This is a genomic window from Pseudarthrobacter sp. NamE2 (assembly GCF_005796205.1).
Classification (GTDB): Bacteria; Actinomycetota; Actinomycetes; order Actinomycetales; family Micrococcaceae; genus Arthrobacter.
The window spans coordinates 13,606-30,562 of the sequence record NZ_VAHN01000004.1; the positions used below are offsets into that span (position 1 = coordinate 13,606).

Annotated in this window: 16 protein-coding genes and 1 tRNA gene; 7 read left to right on the plus strand and 10 right to left on the minus strand. The window is 65.3% G+C overall.

What is annotated here, in order from left to right:
* Window positions 1-92: 92 nt before the first annotated feature.
* Window positions 93-1,409: a phosphoribosylamine--glycine ligase gene (gene purD / locus FDW83_RS06370; protein ID WP_138137097.1), complete on the plus strand. Its 1,317-nt coding sequence runs from the start codon at window positions 93-95 to the stop codon at window positions 1,407-1,409.
* Window positions 1,410-1,411: 2 nt separating this feature from the next.
* Window positions 1,412-2,344, plus strand: a complete 933-nt coding sequence (locus tag FDW83_RS06375; protein ID WP_138136796.1) for a phosphoribosylaminoimidazolesuccinocarboxamide synthase — start codon at window positions 1,412-1,414, stop codon at window positions 2,342-2,344.
* 33 nt (window positions 2,345-2,377) lie between these two features.
* Here FDW83_RS06375 and FDW83_RS06380 read toward each other — a convergent pair whose 3' ends face one another.
* The gene (locus tag FDW83_RS06380; RefSeq protein ID WP_138136797.1) at window positions 2,378-3,655 is read right to left on the minus strand and encodes a helix-turn-helix transcriptional regulator; all 1,278 of its coding nucleotides are present in this window, start codon (window positions 3,653-3,655) and stop codon (window positions 2,378-2,380) included.
* A gap of 131 nt (window positions 3,656-3,786) precedes the next feature.
* Between FDW83_RS06380 and FDW83_RS06385 the strand changes: the two genes are divergently transcribed.
* The gene (locus FDW83_RS06385; protein WP_138136798.1) at window positions 3,787-4,017 is read left to right on the plus strand and encodes a hypothetical protein; all 231 of its coding nucleotides are present in this window, start codon (window positions 3,787-3,789) and stop codon (window positions 4,015-4,017) included.
* A gap of 194 nt (window positions 4,018-4,211) precedes the next feature.
* Here FDW83_RS06385 and FDW83_RS06390 read toward each other — a convergent pair.
* The 5 genes from FDW83_RS06390 to FDW83_RS06410 form a co-directional block, all read right to left on the minus strand.
* Window positions 4,212-4,288 (minus strand) — tRNA-Pro (locus FDW83_RS06390).
* A 66-nt stretch (window positions 4,289-4,354) separates the two neighbouring features.
* Window positions 4,355-6,181, minus strand: a complete 1,827-nt coding sequence (locus FDW83_RS06395) for an ABC transporter ATP-binding protein (RefSeq protein WP_138136799.1) — start codon at window positions 6,179-6,181, stop codon at window positions 4,355-4,357.
* A complete protein-coding gene (locus FDW83_RS06400) occupies window positions 6,178-7,986 on the minus strand; it encodes an ABC transporter ATP-binding protein (protein ID WP_138136800.1) in 1,809 nt (602 codons plus the stop codon). The genes FDW83_RS06395 and FDW83_RS06400 overlap by 4 nt, the downstream gene beginning before the upstream one ends.
* A 131-nt stretch (window positions 7,987-8,117) precedes the next feature.
* Window positions 8,118-9,062 (minus strand): metallophosphoesterase, encoded by a 945-nt coding sequence (locus FDW83_RS06405; RefSeq protein WP_138136801.1) that lies wholly within the window; start codon window positions 9,060-9,062, stop codon window positions 8,118-8,120.
* A 6-nt stretch (window positions 9,063-9,068) separates the two neighbouring features.
* Complete coding sequence (locus FDW83_RS06410; protein WP_138136802.1) at window positions 9,069-11,456, minus strand: transglycosylase domain-containing protein; 2,388 nt, start codon at window positions 11,454-11,456, stop codon at window positions 9,069-9,071.
* A gap of 37 nt (window positions 11,457-11,493) precedes the next feature.
* On the opposite strand from FDW83_RS06410, the gene FDW83_RS06415 reads away from it, so the two are divergent.
* The 3 genes from FDW83_RS06415 to FDW83_RS06425 are packed head-to-tail and all read left to right on the plus strand — an operon-like array spanning window position 11,494 to window position 13,106.
* A complete protein-coding gene (locus tag FDW83_RS06415; protein WP_003797879.1) occupies window positions 11,494-11,649 on the plus strand; it encodes a DUF4177 domain-containing protein in 156 nt (51 codons plus the stop codon).
* A gap of 1 nt (window position 11,650) precedes the next feature.
* Window positions 11,651-12,184: a RidA family protein gene (locus tag FDW83_RS06420; RefSeq protein ID WP_138136803.1), complete on the plus strand. Its 534-nt coding sequence runs from the start codon at window positions 11,651-11,653 to the stop codon at window positions 12,182-12,184.
* Window positions 12,185-12,194: 10 nt separating this feature from the next.
* Entirely contained in the window at window positions 12,195-13,106 is a 912-nt protein-coding gene (locus FDW83_RS06425; RefSeq protein ID WP_138136804.1) for an NUDIX hydrolase, read from the plus strand.
* Here the strand turns inward: FDW83_RS06425 and FDW83_RS06430 are convergent.
* Both FDW83_RS06430 and FDW83_RS06435 read right to left on the minus strand, forming a co-directional pair.
* Window positions 13,103-13,273, minus strand: a complete 171-nt coding sequence (locus tag FDW83_RS06430) for a hypothetical protein (RefSeq protein ID WP_240720878.1) — start codon at window positions 13,271-13,273, stop codon at window positions 13,103-13,105. The genes FDW83_RS06425 and FDW83_RS06430 overlap by 4 nt on opposite strands.
* 218 nt (window positions 13,274-13,491) lie before the next feature.
* Window positions 13,492-14,169 carry a Crp/Fnr family transcriptional regulator gene (locus tag FDW83_RS06435; RefSeq protein ID WP_009359192.1) on the minus strand — a complete coding sequence of 226 codons (678 nt, stop codon included), beginning with the start codon at window positions 14,167-14,169 and terminating at the stop codon, window positions 13,492-13,494.
* A 187-nt stretch (window positions 14,170-14,356) separates the two neighbouring features.
* Here FDW83_RS06435 and FDW83_RS06440 point away from each other — a divergent pair, with 187 nt between their 5' ends.
* Entirely contained in the window at window positions 14,357-15,541 is a 1,185-nt protein-coding gene (locus tag FDW83_RS06440) for a MarP family serine protease (protein WP_138136806.1), read from the plus strand.
* 13 nt (window positions 15,542-15,554) lie between these two features.
* On the opposite strand, the gene aroQ is transcribed toward FDW83_RS06440, so the two are convergent.
* Together aroQ and FDW83_RS06450 are read right to left on the minus strand one after the other, a co-directional pair.
* A complete protein-coding gene (gene aroQ, locus FDW83_RS06445) occupies window positions 15,555-16,019 on the minus strand; it encodes a type II 3-dehydroquinate dehydratase (protein WP_138136807.1) in 465 nt (154 codons plus the stop codon).
* Window positions 16,020-16,117: 98 nt separating this feature from the next.
* The gene (locus FDW83_RS06450; RefSeq protein ID WP_138136808.1) at window positions 16,118-16,918 is read right to left on the minus strand and encodes a DeoR/GlpR family DNA-binding transcription regulator; all 801 of its coding nucleotides are present in this window, start codon (window positions 16,916-16,918) and stop codon (window positions 16,118-16,120) included.
* Between the last annotated feature and the right edge of the window lie 39 nt (window positions 16,919-16,957).

The following is a 16,957-nucleotide window of genomic DNA, read 5'->3' on the forward strand; positions in this document are numbered from 1 at the left end:
GTTCGGAGCGGTTCCCGGCACGGATTGCCCCGGCAGCCGGGGAAGGACACAGCTTAGGACCGGGCAGGGTCCACAAAGTACCCTTGGAGACTGTGAAGGTACTCGTCATTGGCCCCGGAGGCCGCGAACACGCCATTGTCCGCTCCCTGCTCGCAGACCCCAACGTGTCCGAGGTCCACGCGGCTCCCGGCAACGCAGGCATCAGCAAGCTGGTTCCCACGTACAACATCAACGGCAACGATCCGGAAGCTGTTGCCGCGCTCGCCACCAAGCTTGCCGTTGACCTGGTGGTGGTGGGTCCGGAGGCTCCCCTCGCCGCCGGGGTCTCAGATGCTGTCCGCGACGCCGGGATCCCCGTGTTCGGCCCGAGCAAGGCCGCCGCGCAGCTGGAAGCTTCCAAGGCGTTCGCCAAGGAAATCATGGCCGAAGCCGGCGTGCCCACGGCGATGGCCATGGTGGCTTCCAACGCCGAAGAGGCAGCCTCGGCACTCGATACCTTCGGTGCCCCCTATGTGGTGAAGGACGACGGACTCGCGGCGGGCAAGGGCGTCGTGGTGACCCGGAACCGCGATGAAGCGCTCGCCCACGCCCAGTCCTGCTTCGACGCCGGCGGCTCCGTGGTCATCGAGGAATTCCTGGACGGGCCCGAGGTCTCGCTCTTTGTACTCTGCGACGGGCACAACGCCGTTGCCCTTTCCCCGGCCCAGGACTTCAAGCGCATCTTCGACAACGACGAGGGTCCCAACACCGGCGGAATGGGCGCCTACACCCCGCTGGAGTGGGCACCCGAGGGCCTGGTCCAGGAAGTCATCGACAGGGTGGCCCAGCCCACCATTAACGAAATGGGCCGCCGCGGCACCCCGTTCGTGGGTGTCCTGTTCATCGGTCTGGCCCTGACCTCGCGCGGCACCCGCGTCATCGAATTCAACGTCCGCTTCGGCGACCCCGAAACCCAGGCGGTCCTGGCCCGCCTCAAGACGCCGCTCGGTGCCCTGCTCCTCGCAGCCGCCAAGGGCGAACTGGACAAGGCAGAAGAGCTGCGCTGGGCGAAGGAGACTGCCGTCGCCGTCGTCGTGGCCTCGGAAAACTACCCGGACACTCCGCGGACCGGCGACCGGATCCGCGGCCTCAAGAAGGTGGAAGCCCTGGAGGGCGTGCACGTCATCCATGCAGGTACCGCCCTGGATGACGAAGGCAAGGTAATCTCCGCGGGCGGCCGCGTGCTCGCCGTTGTGGCGCTCGGCAGCGACCTCGTGGAGGCCCGGGAAAGGGCATACGACGGCGTGGAGCTGGTGCAGCTGGAAGGCTCGCAGTACCGCAGCGATATTGCAGGCAAGGCGGCGCGCGGCGAGATCAAGGTTCCGTACGGCGCCACCGGTTCGCTGCCGGTAATCAAGGGAAAGGCCTAAGCATGACGGATACGCCCCGCGGCTACAACACCACAGCACTCGACCTGCCGGGCTGGAAACACGTCTACTCGGGCAAGGTCCGGGACCTGTACGAGCCCGCTGACGAGTCCATCCTGCAGCGCGTCGGGCAGGACTGCGTGCTGGTGGTCGCCAGCGACCGCATCAGCGCCTACGACCATGTCCTGTCCAGCGAGATTCCGGACAAGGGCCGCATCCTCACGCAGCTCAGCCTGTGGTGGTTCGACCAGCTGGACGTGGAACACCACGTGCTGGCCTCCACCGTGGAGGACGGCGTGCCGGCGGAGGTTGAAGGCCGGGCAATGATCTGCAAGAAGCTGGACATGTTCCCGGTGGAATGCATCGCCCGCGGCTACCTCACCGGCTCCGGACTGCAGGAGTACCGTGCATCAGGGACGGTATGCGGCATCCCGCTGCCCCAGGGCCTGGTGGACGGCTCCCGGCTGGAGCGCGCCATTTTCACGCCGTCAGCCAAGGCCGAGGTGGGGGAGCACGACGAGAACATCACCTACGATGCCGTGGCGGCAATCGTGGGCGACGACATCGCCGCACGCCTGAGCGAGCTCACCTTGAAGATCTACACGACGGCGGAGCGGATCGCCCGCGAACGGGGCATCATCCTCGCGGACACCAAGGTGGAGTTCGGGTATGATGCCGTGTCCGGGTCGATCACGCTGGGCGACGAGGTCCTCACGCCCGACTCCTCCCGCTTCTGGGACGCCGCAACGTACAAGCCCGGCCAGGCGCAGCCGTCCTACGACAAGCAGTACGTACGTGACTGGCTGACGTCAGCCGAATCCGGATGGGACAAGTTTTCGGACACGCCGCCACCGGCGCTTCCCGCTGAGGTAGTGGAGCGGACCCGCAGCCGCTACATCGAGGCCTACGAGAAAATCACGGGGAAGACGTTCGCCTGACGGAGCCCCAGCTGCTCCGGGCGAACGGGCTGGCTAGCCGGCCTGCTTGGCCGGTTTGCCGGTGGAGGAAGCCCTCTGCTGGGCCAGCTTGATTTCCAGGATCGCGTCCAGCGCCTGCTGGACGCGGTCCCCGACGCCTGCCGCGCTGAAGGCTTTCTGCGCTTCCTGCAGGTGGACCAGGGCTTCATCGAATTCGCCTGCAGCTTTCAGGGACTTGCCCAAAAGCAGCGAGACTTCGCCGGCTGTGTGCTTGGCCAGTGCTGAACGCTCAGCGTGAATTTCGCGCAGCTTTTCTACGGCGGCAACGATGTCCCCGGTCAGGTACAGCCAGCGGGCACGAATGAAAGCGACCTCCAATTGGTCGCTCTTCATACCGCTCACGATCGAGAAGGCAAGCTCGGCGCGTTCGATGGACGACAGCGTTTCCGGCTCCACGATGCCTGACTGCAGCCGCACGGCCGCAGATGCCTTGTTGAAACGCGCCCACAACTCGATGTCGTTGGCGGGGGATAGCAGCTTGGATGCACGCTCGTGATGTTTGACGCCTTCCACGTAGTCATGGCGCATGAAGGCCACGTTGCCAATCACCCAGGCCACTTCACCCGCCAGTTGGGGCATGGCTTTTTCATCAACCTCCAGGTGCAGGTCCTGACAATACCGCCAGGCTTCGTCAAGGCGGCCGCTCTCAGCAAGAGCCCCGATGAGTGCCCGTAGAGCCCCGACGATAATCGTTGAACTCTTTGGGAGTTGGTCCGCCAGGTTTACCGCCTGGAGCGCGTGGTCCACGGCCATGGTCAACTGCCCCTCACGCTGGCAAACCACCGCCAGCATTTGAAGCGCCCGGACAGCAAGCCCAACAGATTCCCTTGCCATAGGGTGTTCGTAAAGCTTTTCCACGAGTTGCCTGCAGTCCGATACGTCGCCGTGCTTGAGCATGCACTCGGCCTGCATGTAGCTCATGTTCCACCAGGCGCTGATGTTTTTGGCCTCCAAGGCCAATCTTGCGGCCGTGGCAGCATGACTCGCAGCAAGGGGATAATCCCGAAGATCCCAAGCCTGCCTGGCGTAGAGCCCTGCCAGGACATACTCAGCGTCTGTGTCCGAAACAGGGTGGCTCCAGGCTTCCATCGCTTTAGGTGCAAGTTCGAGGCGCCTTGCTAACTCTTCGATGACCTCCGCAGTCGGTTCCCTGCGGCCGGTTTCAAGCAATGAGATGTAGCTGGGGGAGTAGAGGTCTTTGCCTAACTCCGCCTGCGTCAGCCCGCGCTCCAAACGCTCGGCGCGTAGCTTCTCTCCGAATCCGTTGCCCATGGATTTCCTCCCTTCTTCTGCCTAGGTTGACTCTTAACGCTTGACAGCGCCTGTGGAAAACATTTTACAATGTGTGTCAACAAGGACCGTGCTGGCTTTGTAACGAATCCGACTCGTATTGAGGAACTTATATGTTGAAGAAGATTGCAGCCGCAGCCGCTCTGGCTGGGGCGCTGGCGTTTTCTGCGGCGGCTCCCGCCGTCTTGTCCGCGGGTTCCCTCGCTGACTCGGGCGGAGTGGTTGTCGCAAAATCGGGTAACTGGCCCGACCCTATGTCCAAGCCTGTAAAGAGCAAGGGCAGCAGCACTACGGAAGACACCACCTTCACCACCTACTCAGGCAATTGGCCTGACCCGATGTAATAAGCTTCCTCATTCTGGGAGGCGAGGATGGCCCCGGAGCGCACGCTCCGGGGCTGTTCCTTTTAACCAGGGAGCGTCGTTGAGAGCGCGTGCAAAAGGCCCTCATAACGTGGGAAGGCTTGACTTGCGTTCAGGAGCTGGCCGGGTGTAGCGGAACGAAAAGAGGGCCTCCCGCAGGAGACCCTCTCTTGTTGTGGTCGGGATGACAGGATTTGAACCTGCGACCTCTTCGTCCCGAACGAAGCGCGCTACCAAGCTGCGCTACATCCCGATCCGCTGCAAAAGCAACTTTACAAGGATAGCCGATCCCCGGTCAGGATGTGAAATCCGCCGGGAGTCAGACCAGGGAATCCTTCCAGGCCCCATGGAGCTCCGCAAAACGGCCGCCACCGCCAATCAGGTCAGCCGGGCTGCCGTCCTCGACGATCCGGCCGTCATGGACCACCAGCACGCGGTCTGCGGTCTCAACTGTGGAGAGGCGGTGGGCAATGATCAGCGCAGTCCTGCCCGCCGATTCCGTCCCGGCCAGCAGGCGTGCCAGCCCGTTCTGGACAAGCCGTTCCGAGGGGATATCCAGCGACGACGTGGCCTCATCCAGGATCAGCACGGCCGGCCGGGCCAGGAAGGCGCGGGCAAAGCTGATGAGCTGCCGCTGGCCGGAGGAGACGCGGCCGCCGCGCTTGTTCACGTCGGTGTCGTAGCCTTCGGGCAGTTCCTCGATGAAGTCGTGGGCGCCCACCGCTTTTGCGGCTTCTTCGATTTCAGCCCGGGACGCCTCGGGCCGGCCCAGCGCGATATTGTCCGCTACCGTCCCGCTGAAAAGGAAGGCCTCCTGGGTGACCATGACGATGTTCCGCCGCAGGTCGCTGGTGCTCAGGTTCCGCAGGTCCACCCCGTCCAGGGTGAGCGAACCGGAGGTGACGTCGTAGAAGCGGGCGATCAGCTTGGCCAGGGTGGATTTTCCGGCGCCTGTCTGCCCCACCAAGGCAACAGTCTGCCCGGCGGGAATGTGCAGGTTCAGCCGGGGAACGATCACAGGGCCGTCGCCGTAGCGGAACTCCACGTCCTTGAAGTCGATGCCGCCCTTGGCATTTTTCAGCGCCACGGGGTTCTTCGGCGGCCGCACGGTGGGCACCTCCTCGAGCAGCCCGGAGACTTTTTCCAGGGCTGCCTGGGCGCTCTGGAAGGAGTTGTAGAACATGGCCATCTGGTCCACGGGCTGGAAGAACCGCTTGGTGGAGAGCATCAGGGCCAGCAGCACGCCCACGGCAAGGTCTCCGGTCAGCACCCGGAAACCGCCGAACAGCAGGACCACCGCCACGCAGACGTTGCCGATCAGCACCAGTCCGGGCTGGAAGATGCCGTTGAGGTTGATGGAGCGGACAGTCACCCTGCGGTAGTCCTCGGCGAGTTGCCCGTACTGTTCGGCATTCTCGCGTTCCTTGCGGAAGGCCTTGACGGCACGGATGCCTGTCATGGTTTCCACGAAGTGCACGATCAGCCGGGCGGACACCACCCGGGATTCGCGGAAGGCGATCTGGGAGTGCTTCTGGTACCAGCGTGCCAGGAAGAACATGGGAACCCCGGCGGCCAGCACCAGCAGCCCGCTGCGCCAGTCCAGGGCGAAGACCGTGACCGCGGTGAAGACCATGAACAGCAGGCCCGAGGCCAAAGAGCTGACCCCCGAATCCAGGAGTTCGCGGAGGGCCTCGAGATCTGAAGTCTGCCGGGCAATGATCCGGCCGGAGGTGTACTTTTCATGGAACTCAAGGCTGAGCCGCTGGGTGTGGCGGAAGACCCGCAGCCGCAGGTCCAGCAGCATGGCCTGGCTGAGCTTCGCAGTGGAGGTGACGTACAGGGCGGTGAGTCCCGCCGTCGCTATGGCGGCGAGCAGGTACGCGACGCCGGTCAGCACGAGGGGAAGGTTGTCTCCGGCGCGCAGGGCCGGCAGGGCGTGGTCGATGCCGAAGGCGATGAGCGCCGGGCCGGCCACGCGCGCGGCCTGGGAGAGGACCACCGTGGCAATGGTCAACCAGAACCGTACCCGGACGGGCCGGATGAGGGACCCCAGCAAGGCGAGCGACCGCCGTCGTAGGGCCCTGCTGTCACTCTTGCTGAGGTGGGCGTTGTCTTCGTTCGCCGTGCCGAACGTGGCAGTGCTCATCGGGTAACCTCCTCTGCATGGTCCTCAAGCGCTGAAAATTCAGAGTCCAGGTCCCGGGGTTCCCGGTCCAGGCTGGCAATGACGTAGCGGTAGTGGTCGTTGGAGGCCAGCAAGCCGGTATGCGTCCCGACGGCGGTGATGCGGCCGTCCTCCAGCAGGGCCACACGGTCGGCAAGCGCCACGGTGGAGGGCCGGTGCGCCACGATCAGGGTGGTGGTGTCTGAGAGGACCTGGCGCAGCCTGTTCTCCACCAGTTCCTCGGTGTGGACGTCCAGGGCTGACAGTGGGTCATCGAGGACCAGGACGCGCGGGCGGGCAGCTATGGCGCGGGCCAGGGCAATCCGCTGCCGCTGCCCGCCGGACAGGCTGAGCCCTTCCTCGCCGATCAGGGTCTCTACGCCTTGGGGGAGCGAGAAAGCGAAGTGCGCCTGTGCCACGTCCAGCGCCTCGTTCAGGACGTCATCGGTGCGTTCCGGGGCACCTAGCAGGACGTTGTCACGGACCGAGTCGGAGAAGAGGGTGGTGTCCTCGAACGCCACCGCGACGATGCGCCGCAGTTCTTCCACGTCGAAGTCCCGCAGGTCAACCCCGTCGATGGTGATGGAACCGCCAGTGACGTCATACAGCCGCGGGACCAGCTGGATCAGGGCGCTTTTGCCGCTCCCCGTAATGCCCACCAGCGCCATGGTTTCGCCCGGAAGGACCTCCAGGTTGATGTCCTGGAGGATGGGCTTGTCCGGTGCGTCATCGAACGCGAAGGAGGCGTTGCTGAACCGGAGGGCGCCGGTTACCTGCGTGGGGCACCGCGGCTGAGGGGGACTGGTGATGGCGTTGTGCGTGTCCATCACTTCGTAATGGCGGTCGACGGCGGTCTTGGCGGTCAGTGCCATGGCCAGCAGCATGCCTGAGAACTCCACGGGAGAGGCGATGACGGCTGCGGTGGCAAAGAAGGCCACCAGTGCCCCGATGTCCAGCTGGCCGCTGGCGCACAGCGTCACACCGACCACCAGGCCGGCGCCGAGCGCGAGCTCGGGCAGGAGGGTGACCACCATGGTGAACATCGCCTGGTGGCGGGCCTTCTCGATCTCCGTCTGGCGGAGTTCCTCCGCCTGTTCGTTGAAGTTCTCCAGGGCTTCACGGCTGCGGCCGAAGGCCTTGAGCACGCGGATCCCGTGGACGGATTCCTCCACGGTGGTGGCAAGGTCGCCGGCCTGGTCCTGGCTGCGACGGGCCACCTTGCTGAAACGGGTGCGGAACCGGAAGCTGTACGCCATGATGGGCACCGCAGCGGCCAGGAAGATCAGGGCCAGCTGCCAGCTCATGGCAAACATGACGCTGATGCCGATAATGACGGTGAGCGTGGTGACCACCAGCATGATGGCGCCGAAGGCCATCCAGCGGCGCAGGAAGTTGAGGTCCGTCATGGCGCGGGAGAGCAGCTGGCCCGAGCCCCAGCAGTCGTGGAAGGAAACTGCCAGGTCCTGCAGGTGGCCGTAGAGCGACACCCGCATCTGCGTCTCCACCGACGTGGCGGGATTGATGACGAACTGCCGGCGGAGCGCGACGAGGCCGGCCTCTGCCACGCCCAGGACAAGGATTACCGCGGCGGAAATCCACACGGCTTCGGTGGCGCCGCCGGGCTTCAGTGACTCGTTGACGAGTACCCGCAGCACCTGGGGGATGGCCAGGGCAACCACACTGGCCAGGAGCGCGCACAGCAGCCCGAGCAGGAGCCGGGGGATGATGGGGCGGACATGGGGATAGAGACGGCTGATGGATCGAAAGAATGGAGTTTGCCTGGCCATGCCCGCTTCTCAAGCTCTAAATCGAATGTAGTTTCCCGTAGCAACTACCCTATGCCATGGGGTGAGACGATTCACAGGGATGCGGGCGTCCCCATCATCTTGCTTAGTTATTGCGTTCTGTAATGATGCTTTCAGCCGGGCGGGGTGAGGGTCAGCAGGACTGCCTCGGGCTTGCAGGCGATCCTTACCGGTGAGAAGCGGGAGGTGCCGATGCCGCCTGAGACATTGACCGGCGTCGTGCTTCCGTTGCTGGACCAGTCGTTCAGGCCCTTTGCCCGCCACGTGGGGAGGTCGCAGTTGGAGACCAGCGCTCCGTAGCCCGGGATGCACAGCTGCCCGCCGTGGGTATGGCCCGCCAGCAGGAGGTCCGCGCCGTTCTCCGTGAAGTGGTCCAGAACGCGCTGGTAGGGCGCATGGACCACCGCCACCTTGAGGTGGTCGTTGGAGTCCTGGTTGACCGTCCCGCGCGGCCATCCGGCATAGCGTTCCCGGTTCAGGTGAGGATCGTCCACTCCGGAAAAATCGAAGCGCATGCCGTTGAGGACCAGCGACTGATGCCTGTTGGTCAGGTCGATCCAGCCGCCCATCCCAAACCCGGAGCGCAGCCTCGGCCAATCCAGCGGGACAGTCTTGGGCCGCACTTTGGAGGGGCCCAGCAGGTAGGAAGCGGGGTTCCGCAGGCTGGGCGCGAAGTAGTCGTTGGAGCCGGGGACAAAAACGCCCGGAAACTGCAGTAGGGGGCGCAGGGCCGCCAGCAGCGGATCCACTGCCTGTGCGTGGCTGAGGTTGTCCCCCGTGTTAACCACCAGGTCCGGTTCCAGGTCCGCCAAGGATTCCAGCCAGGCTGCCTTCTTTTTCTGGCCCGGGACAAAGTGGATGTCACTGAGGTGGAGAATGCGGAACGGTGCCCGGCCCGGGGGCAGGATTTCCAGTGTTTCCTCGCGAAGCACGAACTGGTTCTTCTCCCACAGCCCGTAGCCGAAGGCGACTATTCCTGCGGCTGCTCCGGCTCCTGCGGTGACGGCAAAGCCGCGCCCGACGGTACGGACGCGGCTGGCCAGCTCGTTCATGGTCATGGTCGGCTAGCCGTTTCCGCGGCCATTGTCATCGTTCGCGCTGCCGCTGCCGCTGCCGCTGTCGCTGCCGCTGCCGCTGCCGCTGCCGCTGTCGCTGCCGCTGCCGCTGTCGCCGTTGCCGGCCGGAGCGGGAGCAGGCGCGGGTTGGGTGGCTGCGGGAGCCGGCGCCTGCGCCCTGGTGGCTTGCGGGGCAGACGTAGCGGGAGTCCGGGTGGTGGAACCGCCACCGCCGTTCAGCATGCTGCTCGGCGGCGCAGGGAACGGATCGGTGCCGTAGGCCGGAGCGATCTGTGCCATGAACCTGGAGAACATTGGGCCGGCGATCATGTAGCCGTCGATGCCCTGGTAGAACTTGCCGTTCACGGTGATGTTCTGGCCGGCGCGGTCCTGTGCACCCAGCGGGTCACCGAACCAGGCGGCGGTGGCCAGGCCGGTGGTGTGGCCAACAACCCAGGTGGAGCCGTTGTTGTTGGACGTACCGGTCTTGGCGCCGATGGGGAAGGTGGTCCGGGTGGAGATCCGGGGCTGGATCAGCGAGCCGGAACCGCGGTTCAGCACCTCCTGCAGCGCGTAGTTGACGCCACGGGCCACTTCGGGCTTCACGGCGTCCCGGCAGTTGGTGGACTGGGCGGGGAGCTGCTTTCCGGTCTGGTCCGTCACCGAGGTGATGGCGATGGCCTCGCAGAACTTGCCGTCGTTCGCGAACGTGGCGAATGCGCTGGCCATGGTCAGCGGGGAGGTCTGCGTGGACCCCAGCAGGTTGGCCAAGGTGGACATATCGATCTTTGGGTTCGGATCCCCGTCCGCCGGGAGGCCGCCGTGGAGTCCGGTGGCGTCCACAATCTTTTGGATGCCGCAGAAGTCCAGCTGTGCCGCGGACGCGAACGTCACGGTGTTGATGGAGTTGTAGAGGCCTTCCAGGACGGACAGCGGCCGGTACCACTGGGGTTCGGCGTTCTGCAGGTCGTCTGCTGCGCCGAGTGCCTTCTGCGCCGTGTTGTAGGCGCCGGTTACCTGGCCGCAGGAGTTGCGCCATGGGAAGTTCAGCGGGTAGCGGCGCTGGGCCGAGTTCACCACGGTGTTCATCGACTTGCCCTCGTTCAGCCACTCGGCAAAGGTGAAGGGCTTCATGGTGGACCCTGGCTGTGCCCCGCCCAGGCCGTTGAGGTCATTGCCGTCCCTGTCCAGCTTGTCCACGTTGAAGTTCACCTGCGAGTCGAATGACCCTTCGGCAGGCAGGAACGTGGTGTTCTGGGCCATGGCGACGATCTTGCCGCTGTTGGGCTGCACGGATACCAGGGCGGCGCCCCACTTGTCCGGGTTCGCGCCGGCGGAAGCGTTCACCTGTTCCTGGGCCGCGGCCTGCGCGGCCGGGTCCAGGGTGGTGGTGATGGTCAGGCCTCCGCCGTAGATGAGGCGTTCACGTTCTTCGCGTTCCGCCCCGTAAGCCGGGTTGTTTTCCAGCAGGTGCAGCACGTAGTCGCAGAAGTAGGGGGCGGTGGCAGCGTAGGCACAGCCCTGCTTGGGCCGGGTCACGTTGGTTTCCACCGGGGTGGCCACCGCGGCGTCGTAGTCGGCCTGCGTGATCTTGCCCTGGTCGAACATGAGCTTGAGCACCAGGTCCCGGCGCTGCTTGGAGGCCTCCGGGTTGTTGATCGGATCGAAGGCGGACGGGCTGTTGACCAGGCCGGCGAGCAGCGCAGCCTGGGGCAGGGTCAGGTCCTTGGCGGAAGTGCTGAAGAAGAACCTGGACGCAGCTTCGATGCCGTAGGCGTCACGGTTGAAGAAGACGATGTTCAGGTAGCCCTCAAGGATCTGCTCCTTGCTGAACTCCTTCTCCAGGGCAATTGCCAGTTTCATCTCGCGGAGCTTGTCGCCCACGCCCTTATTCACGCCGTTGAGCTTGATCTGGTCCTCGTTGCCCTCTGCGGCGAGGTTGGCGTTGAGGACGTTGTTCACGTACTGCTGCGTGATCGTTGAGGCACCTTGGCGGTTGCCGCGCGCCGTGCTCACCAAAGCGCGGAGGATGCCTGTGGTGTCCACACCGCCGTGGTCATAAAAACGGCTGTCCTCGACGGCGATGACAGCCTCTTTCACGAACGGTGAAATTTGGTCCAGGGAGACCTTGGTGCGGTTCTCCGTGTAGACGCTTGCAATCTCACTGCCGTCCGCCGCCAGGATCCTGGTGGTCTGGTTCGGCGGATCCACCTTCAGTTCCGCCGGAAGTGTGTCGAAAAACTCGATGGAACCGCTTGCGGCGCTGCCCGAGACGGCGGCCGCCGGGACCAGCAGGCCGGCTACCAGGACACCGCAGATCGCACTCACGCCAAGGAAAACTAGGATCTTTCCGAGGGTGGTGGCAGTATCGAATAAGGGGTTCTTACGAGATGCCATGTTTTCCACTTTACCGGCAAGGACTAGTCTTTCTCTCATGACCAAATGGGAGTACGCGACGATTCCGCTCATTATCCACGCCACAAAGCAGATTCTGGACCAGTGGGGAGACGACGGGTGGGAGCTCGTCCAGGTTGTCCCGGGACCCGACGGAAACGGCCTCGTTGCCTACCTCAAGAGGGAGAAGCAGTAGCATGAGCACCCCCGCAGAAGCCCGCACCGGCGCGGCAGCGGCCCCTGTTTCAGCCGTCGAGCAGCGCCTCGCCGAACTCGGCCTGACCCTTCCGGAAGTGGCTCCGCCAGTAGCTGCGTACGTGCCCGCCGTCGTCTCCGGCAGCCACGTGTACACCTCAGGCCAGCTTCCTTTTGTTAATGGCAAACTCGAAGCAACGGGGAAGGTTTCAGCCGGCACCGAGGGTGCCGCGGATGAGCCCACCGTCTCGCCCGAGGACGCCCAGCGCTACGCCGCCGTCTGTGCAGTGAACGCGCTGGCCGCCGTCAAAAGCGTGATCGGCGACTTGGACCGGATCACGCGTATCGTCAAGGTTGTGGGATTCGTCTCCTCCGACCCGTCCTTTACCGGACAGCCCGCAGTCATCAACGGTGCCTCCGAACTGCTGGGCCGCGTCCTTGGTGACGCCGGGCAGCACGCCCGTTCCGCCGTCGGCGTTGCCGTCCTCCCGCTCGACGCGCCGGTGGAAGTCGAACTGATCGCCGAATTCAACTAGGTCGCTTCCCTTGCCTCAGCTCGCCCGACGCCTTTTCGCACTGCCCCAGGACCTGGAGGGGGCAGCGCAAAGCTGGCTCGAACACGGCGAGCGGACCCCGCGGGCTGCCCGCTTTGCGTCGTCCGTTGTCCTGCTGCGCGATTCCCCCAACGGCCTCGAGACCTGGCTGGCCTACCGGCCGGGCACCTCGCCGCTGGGGGTCCTCGCGTTTCCCGGCGGTTCCCTGGACGCTGCCGACGACGAGCCCATCAGCTGGTTGGGCCCCTCGCCGCAGTACTGGGCTGAGCAGATGGGTACGGACGACGTCGGGCTGGCGCGGCGGCACGTAGTGGGCGCCATTCGGGAACTGTTCGAGGAAACAGGGGTGCTGCTGGCGGGGCCCGATATGACCAGCACGGTGGAAGCAACCTCCACCACGGAGTGGATGCGTGCCCGGCTGGCGGTGGCCGACCAGGAAAAGACCTTCGCGCAGGTGCTCGACAAGCGGGGCCTTTCGCTCCGGACCGACCTGCTGAAGTCCCTGGTGAACTGGCGAAGCCCCGACTTCTCCCACCGCAGGTTCGACACCCGCTACTTCGCTGCCACCGTGCCCCTGGGCCAGGAGCCCACGCTCCTGGAAGGCAAGGGCGTCTGGGGCAGGTGGGTGAATGCCGGCAAGGTGATCGAGGAGCGGAACACCACCATCCTCGGGGATGAAGTGGGCCAGGAAAACACCAAGGGCCGCATGCTCGGCGAGCTCCTGGTCCCCGGCTCCGAGATTATGCTGGAAAAGATGGCCACCGCCAACGGCTGCATTGCGTACCTGAGCTACAAGCGCAAAGCCCACGTGTACCAACCCAGCCTCGTGGTGGAGGACGGCCGGATGCTGCTCGAAGTGGAAGCCGCCAAGACGACGCCCGGCGATCCCCAGCGGGAACGCTAGATCCTGCGGAGCCTGGAGTAGGGGAGGCTTGGCAGGGTTCCCGCGGTCCAGGGCCTGACCGAAGGTTCCGGCGGGATCTCCCCGCGCCCGTCACGGATCACCAGCACCACCGTCCCGGCAATGGCGGCCAAAACCGCCAGGCCCAGCAGCACCAGAAACACAGCCATAGCCACAGACATCGCCATGCACCTCGTGACTTAAATTTTACCGCCGCCCAGCTGGTGCGGGCCTGCGCCGAGCGAGTTCATTGCAATGGCCCGAGGCCGGGATCCGGAAGCGTGCGGCAAAGCGAGGAAGGAGCAGCACGTGGAGGATGTCGACCTCGGGGCGGTTTTGGCGGGGAAACGGAAAAGGCCGCCCCCTTGGGGCAGCCTTTTCTTGTTGCCTAGCGGGAGCGCTGGCGGAGGCGCTGCATGTCCAGGATGACGACGGCGCGGGCTTCCAGGCGGAGCCAGCCGCGCTGGACGAACTCGGCCAGGGCCTTGTTGACGGTTTCACGGGAAGCACCGACGAGCTGGGCGAGCTCTTCCTGGGTGAGCTCGTGGGCCACCAGGACGCCGTCGGTTGCCGGGCGGCCGAACCGGTCGGCCAGGTCCAGCAGGGCCTTGGCGACGCGGCCGGGGACGTCGGAAAAGACCAGGTCAGACAGCGAATCGTTGGTGCGGCGCAGGCGGCGGGCCAGGGCCTGCAGCAGCTGGGCGGAAACCTCGGGACGGGTGCGCAGCAGGTTGTTCAGGCTCTCGTTCTTAAGGCCGGCCAGCCGGGTTTCGGACACGGCCGTTGCGGTGGCGGTGCGGGGGCTGGGATCGAACAGGGCCATCTCGCCGAACAGTTCGCCCGGGCCAAGGATGGCCAGCAGCGACTCGCGGCCGTCGGGGGAGGTGCGGCCGAGCTTCACCTTTCCGGAGACGATGAAGTACAGCTGGTCACCCTGGTCGCCCTCGCGGAACACCGATGCGCCTCGGGAGAGGTCAACCTCGGTGAGCTCATCCGTCAGCAGGCGGAAAGCGTCGTCGTCCAGCGTGGCGAAAAGGGGTGCTCGGCGCAGTACCTCGATGTCCATGAAATCTCCTGAGTAAAAGTATTGGCTGTGGCGCTCGTGCCATTGTTTCAGAATTTTCAAGGTTCTGTGACGAACTTGGCAGCTGAAACACCCGTATGACGGGCCCAGGCGGGGCCCCCGGGACCCACAGAAGATTGTCAGGGCACGCCCTTAGAATGAGGTTTCAACTGTTTATAAGGAGTCCTTCGTGGTCGGCTTGACTGTCCTGGACCTGATCCTGATCCTGGCGCTGCTGTCCTACCTGGTCTACGGCCTGCGGAACGGCTTCCTGGTCACGGTAGGGGGCATCGCCGGTTTCGCCGCAGGCGCGGTGGCCGCCTTTTTTGCCGTGCCCCTGGTCAGCGGCTTCGTGGAGGATTCAGGGTGGCGGCTCACCGCCATCGTGGCCGCCGCCGTCGTCCTTGTGGTCCTGGGCCACGGGCTGGGCACCATGGTGGGGCGGCAGATCCGCGGTGCCATGCGCATCCGGCCGCTGCGTGCCGTAGACCGGGTGGTAGGCGGCGCCGTCAACGTGGTGGTCTCGGCGCTGGTGATGTCCATGCTGGCGTTCAGCATCAGTTCGCTGGGTGTGCCGATTGTGTCCCAGCAGCTTGCCGAATCCAAGGTCATCCGTTTCATCGACGGGCTTACGCCCACCCCCGTCAAAGCCACCATGGCGGAGCTCCGCTCGGCCGTGATCGGCAACGGCATCCCCACCCTTATCGAGGGCCTGGAACAGGGCCCGGCGGTACCCGTGCCCAACGCCAGCACCGATACCCCAGCCCTCAACCGGGCGGCGCAGTCAGTCCTGAGGATCGCCGGCACCGCCTACGAATGCGGCCAGAACCAGACCGGGACCGGCTTTGTGGTCTCCCCGGACAGGGTGGTCACCAACGCGCACGTCGTGGCGGGTGTCTCACAGCCAGTGGTGGAAATGCTCGACGGCGGCGCGATGCCCGGGCGGGTGGTCTACTTCGACACCAAGCACGATCTCGCCGTGCTGGCTGTGGAGGACCTGCCGTTGCAGCCGCTGCCCCTCAGTGGAGACCTTCCCGGCGGCAGCGCTGCAGCCTTTGCCGGTTACCCGCACGGCGGTCCCTTCCAGTCCAAGCCGGCCACCATCCAGGACATCACCACGGTGCTGGTTCCCGATATCTACGGCAGCAACCCGGCACCCGAGGAGATTTACCGGCTGGCGGGCGACGTGCAGCCCGGCAACTCCGGCGGTCCACTCCTCACCACTGAGGGCCAAGTGGCCGGCGTCATCTTCGCCAAAGCCACCTCGGACACCGATATGGGTTTCGCCATCACCATGGACGACCTGAACCCGGTGGCTGCCCAGGCAGGGTCCCTGAGCGCGCCTGTTTCATCCGGCCAGTGCATCCAGAAGTAACGGCCGGCCTGGCCTAAAGGACGTCCGCGAGGTATTCGATGGCCAGCCGGTATCCGGTGACTCCCGCTCCGACAATCACGGCGGAACACACAGGGGACAGGAAGGAATGGTGCCGGAATTCCTCGCGCTGGTGCACGTTGGTGATGTGCACTTCGACGGCGGGAAGCTGCACCGCGGCGAGGGCGTCACGCAGCGCCACGGACGTGTGCGTGAAGGCTCCGGCGTTGATGACGATGCCTGCCGCGTTGCCGCGGGCGGCATGGATGACGTCCAGCAGGACGCCCTCGTGGTTGGACTGGACGCATTCCACCTCAAAGCCGTGCGCCTTGGTGGCCGAGGCCGCCAGTTGTTCGACATCGGCGAGGGTTGAGGTGCCGTACTTCTCCGGCTCCCTGGTCCCCAGGAGGTTCAGGTTGGGGCCGTTGATCACGAGGATGGTGCCGCGGCCAATCCCGGCGGCGGAGGAAGCTTCAGTCATGGTGTTAAACCTATCGGCTGACGCCAGAGGCCGCGCAACCTCACCTGGAGAATGCGCGGGCCCGGAGCCCCTGGGAGAGGGGACAGGGCAACCACTCCTCAGGAGGCTTCGCGGACAGCCGCCAGCCTCAGCCGGCCCACCCGTTCGTGCAGTACGCGTTGGGCCTCCATGCCGAGGCCGGGATCGCTGATGACCTCGTCCACATCATCGAGCGGGGCGATGGAGCTGATGCCGAGCATTCCCCACTTTGTGTGGTCGGCCAGGACCACTGTCTTCCGGGCAGCCGCCACGAAGGCGCGGTCCGTTTCCGCCTCGAGGAGGTTGGGCGTGGTGAAACCCGCGTCGGCATCCATCCCGTGGACACCCAGGAAAAGGATGTCCAGGTGCAGCTGCTTCAAGGCGCCGGTAGCGATGGGTCCCACCAAGGCGTCCGACGGCGTACGCTCACCGCCGATCAGGATCACCGTGGACGCGTAGCGGGCCGAACCGGACGACGCCGCATGGTGGAACAGGTCCGCGATCCGCACCGAGTTCGTCACCACCGTGATCCGGGGGCCGCCGGCCAGCTCCTTCGCCAGGGCCCACGTGGTGGTTCCGGCGCTCAGGCCCACGGCCATGCCCTCGGTCACCAGCCCGGCCGCCTCCACGGCAATGGCCCGCTTCTCGTCCGTCAGTTGGGTGGACTTCAGCTCGAAGCCGGGCTCATGCGTGCTGGCGTCGCCCGGCAGCTTGGCGCCGCCATGGATCCGCTCCAGCCGGCCGCCCTCCTCCAGCACCTCAATGTCGCGGCGCACCGTCATCAGGGACACGCCCAGCTGCTGGGCCAGGTCCGAGACGCGCACAACCCGCTCGCGCTGGAGTGCGTCCAATATGGCCTCATGTCGGGCAACGGCGAGCATCCGGGGCAGGTCCTTAAAGCAGGGGACAGGTCTGCTCCC

Coding starts and splice junctions, on each gene's coding strand:
- FDW83_RS06430 (WP_240720878.1), bottom strand. CDS start 13,273: ATGGCTGTGTTTCTGGTGCTGCTGGGCCTGGCGGTTTTGGCCGCCATT.
- FDW83_RS06380 (WP_138136797.1), bottom strand. CDS start 3,655: ATGGGCAACGGATTCGGAGAGAAGCTACGCGCCGAGCGTTTGGAGCGC.
- FDW83_RS06375 (WP_138136796.1), top strand. CDS start 1,412: ATGACGGATACGCCCCGCGGCTACAACACCACAGCACTCGACCTGCCG.
- FDW83_RS06450 (WP_138136808.1), bottom strand. CDS start 16,918: ATGCTCGCCGTTGCCCGACATGAGGCCATATTGGACGCACTCCAGCGC.
- FDW83_RS06395 (WP_138136799.1), bottom strand. CDS start 6,181: ATGAGCACTGCCACGTTCGGCACGGCGAACGAAGACAACGCCCACCTC.
- FDW83_RS06410 (WP_138136802.1), bottom strand. CDS start 11,456: ATGGCATCTCGTAAGAACCCCTTATTCGATACTGCCACCACCCTCGGA.
- FDW83_RS06415 (WP_003797879.1), top strand. CDS start 11,494: ATGACCAAATGGGAGTACGCGACGATTCCGCTCATTATCCACGCCACA.
- FDW83_RS06385 (WP_138136798.1), top strand. CDS start 3,787: ATGTTGAAGAAGATTGCAGCCGCAGCCGCTCTGGCTGGGGCGCTGGCG.
- FDW83_RS06400 (WP_138136800.1), bottom strand. CDS start 7,986: ATGGCCAGGCAAACTCCATTCTTTCGATCCATCAGCCGTCTCTATCCC.
- FDW83_RS06435 (WP_009359192.1), bottom strand. CDS start 14,169: ATGGACATCGAGGTACTGCGCCGAGCACCCCTTTTCGCCACGCTGGAC.
- FDW83_RS06405 (WP_138136801.1), bottom strand. CDS start 9,062: ATGACCATGAACGAGCTGGCCAGCCGCGTCCGTACCGTCGGGCGCGGC.
- aroQ (WP_138136807.1), bottom strand. CDS start 16,019: ATGACTGAAGCTTCCTCCGCCGCCGGGATTGGCCGCGGCACCATCCTC.
- FDW83_RS06420 (WP_138136803.1), top strand. CDS start 11,651: ATGAGCACCCCCGCAGAAGCCCGCACCGGCGCGGCAGCGGCCCCTGTT.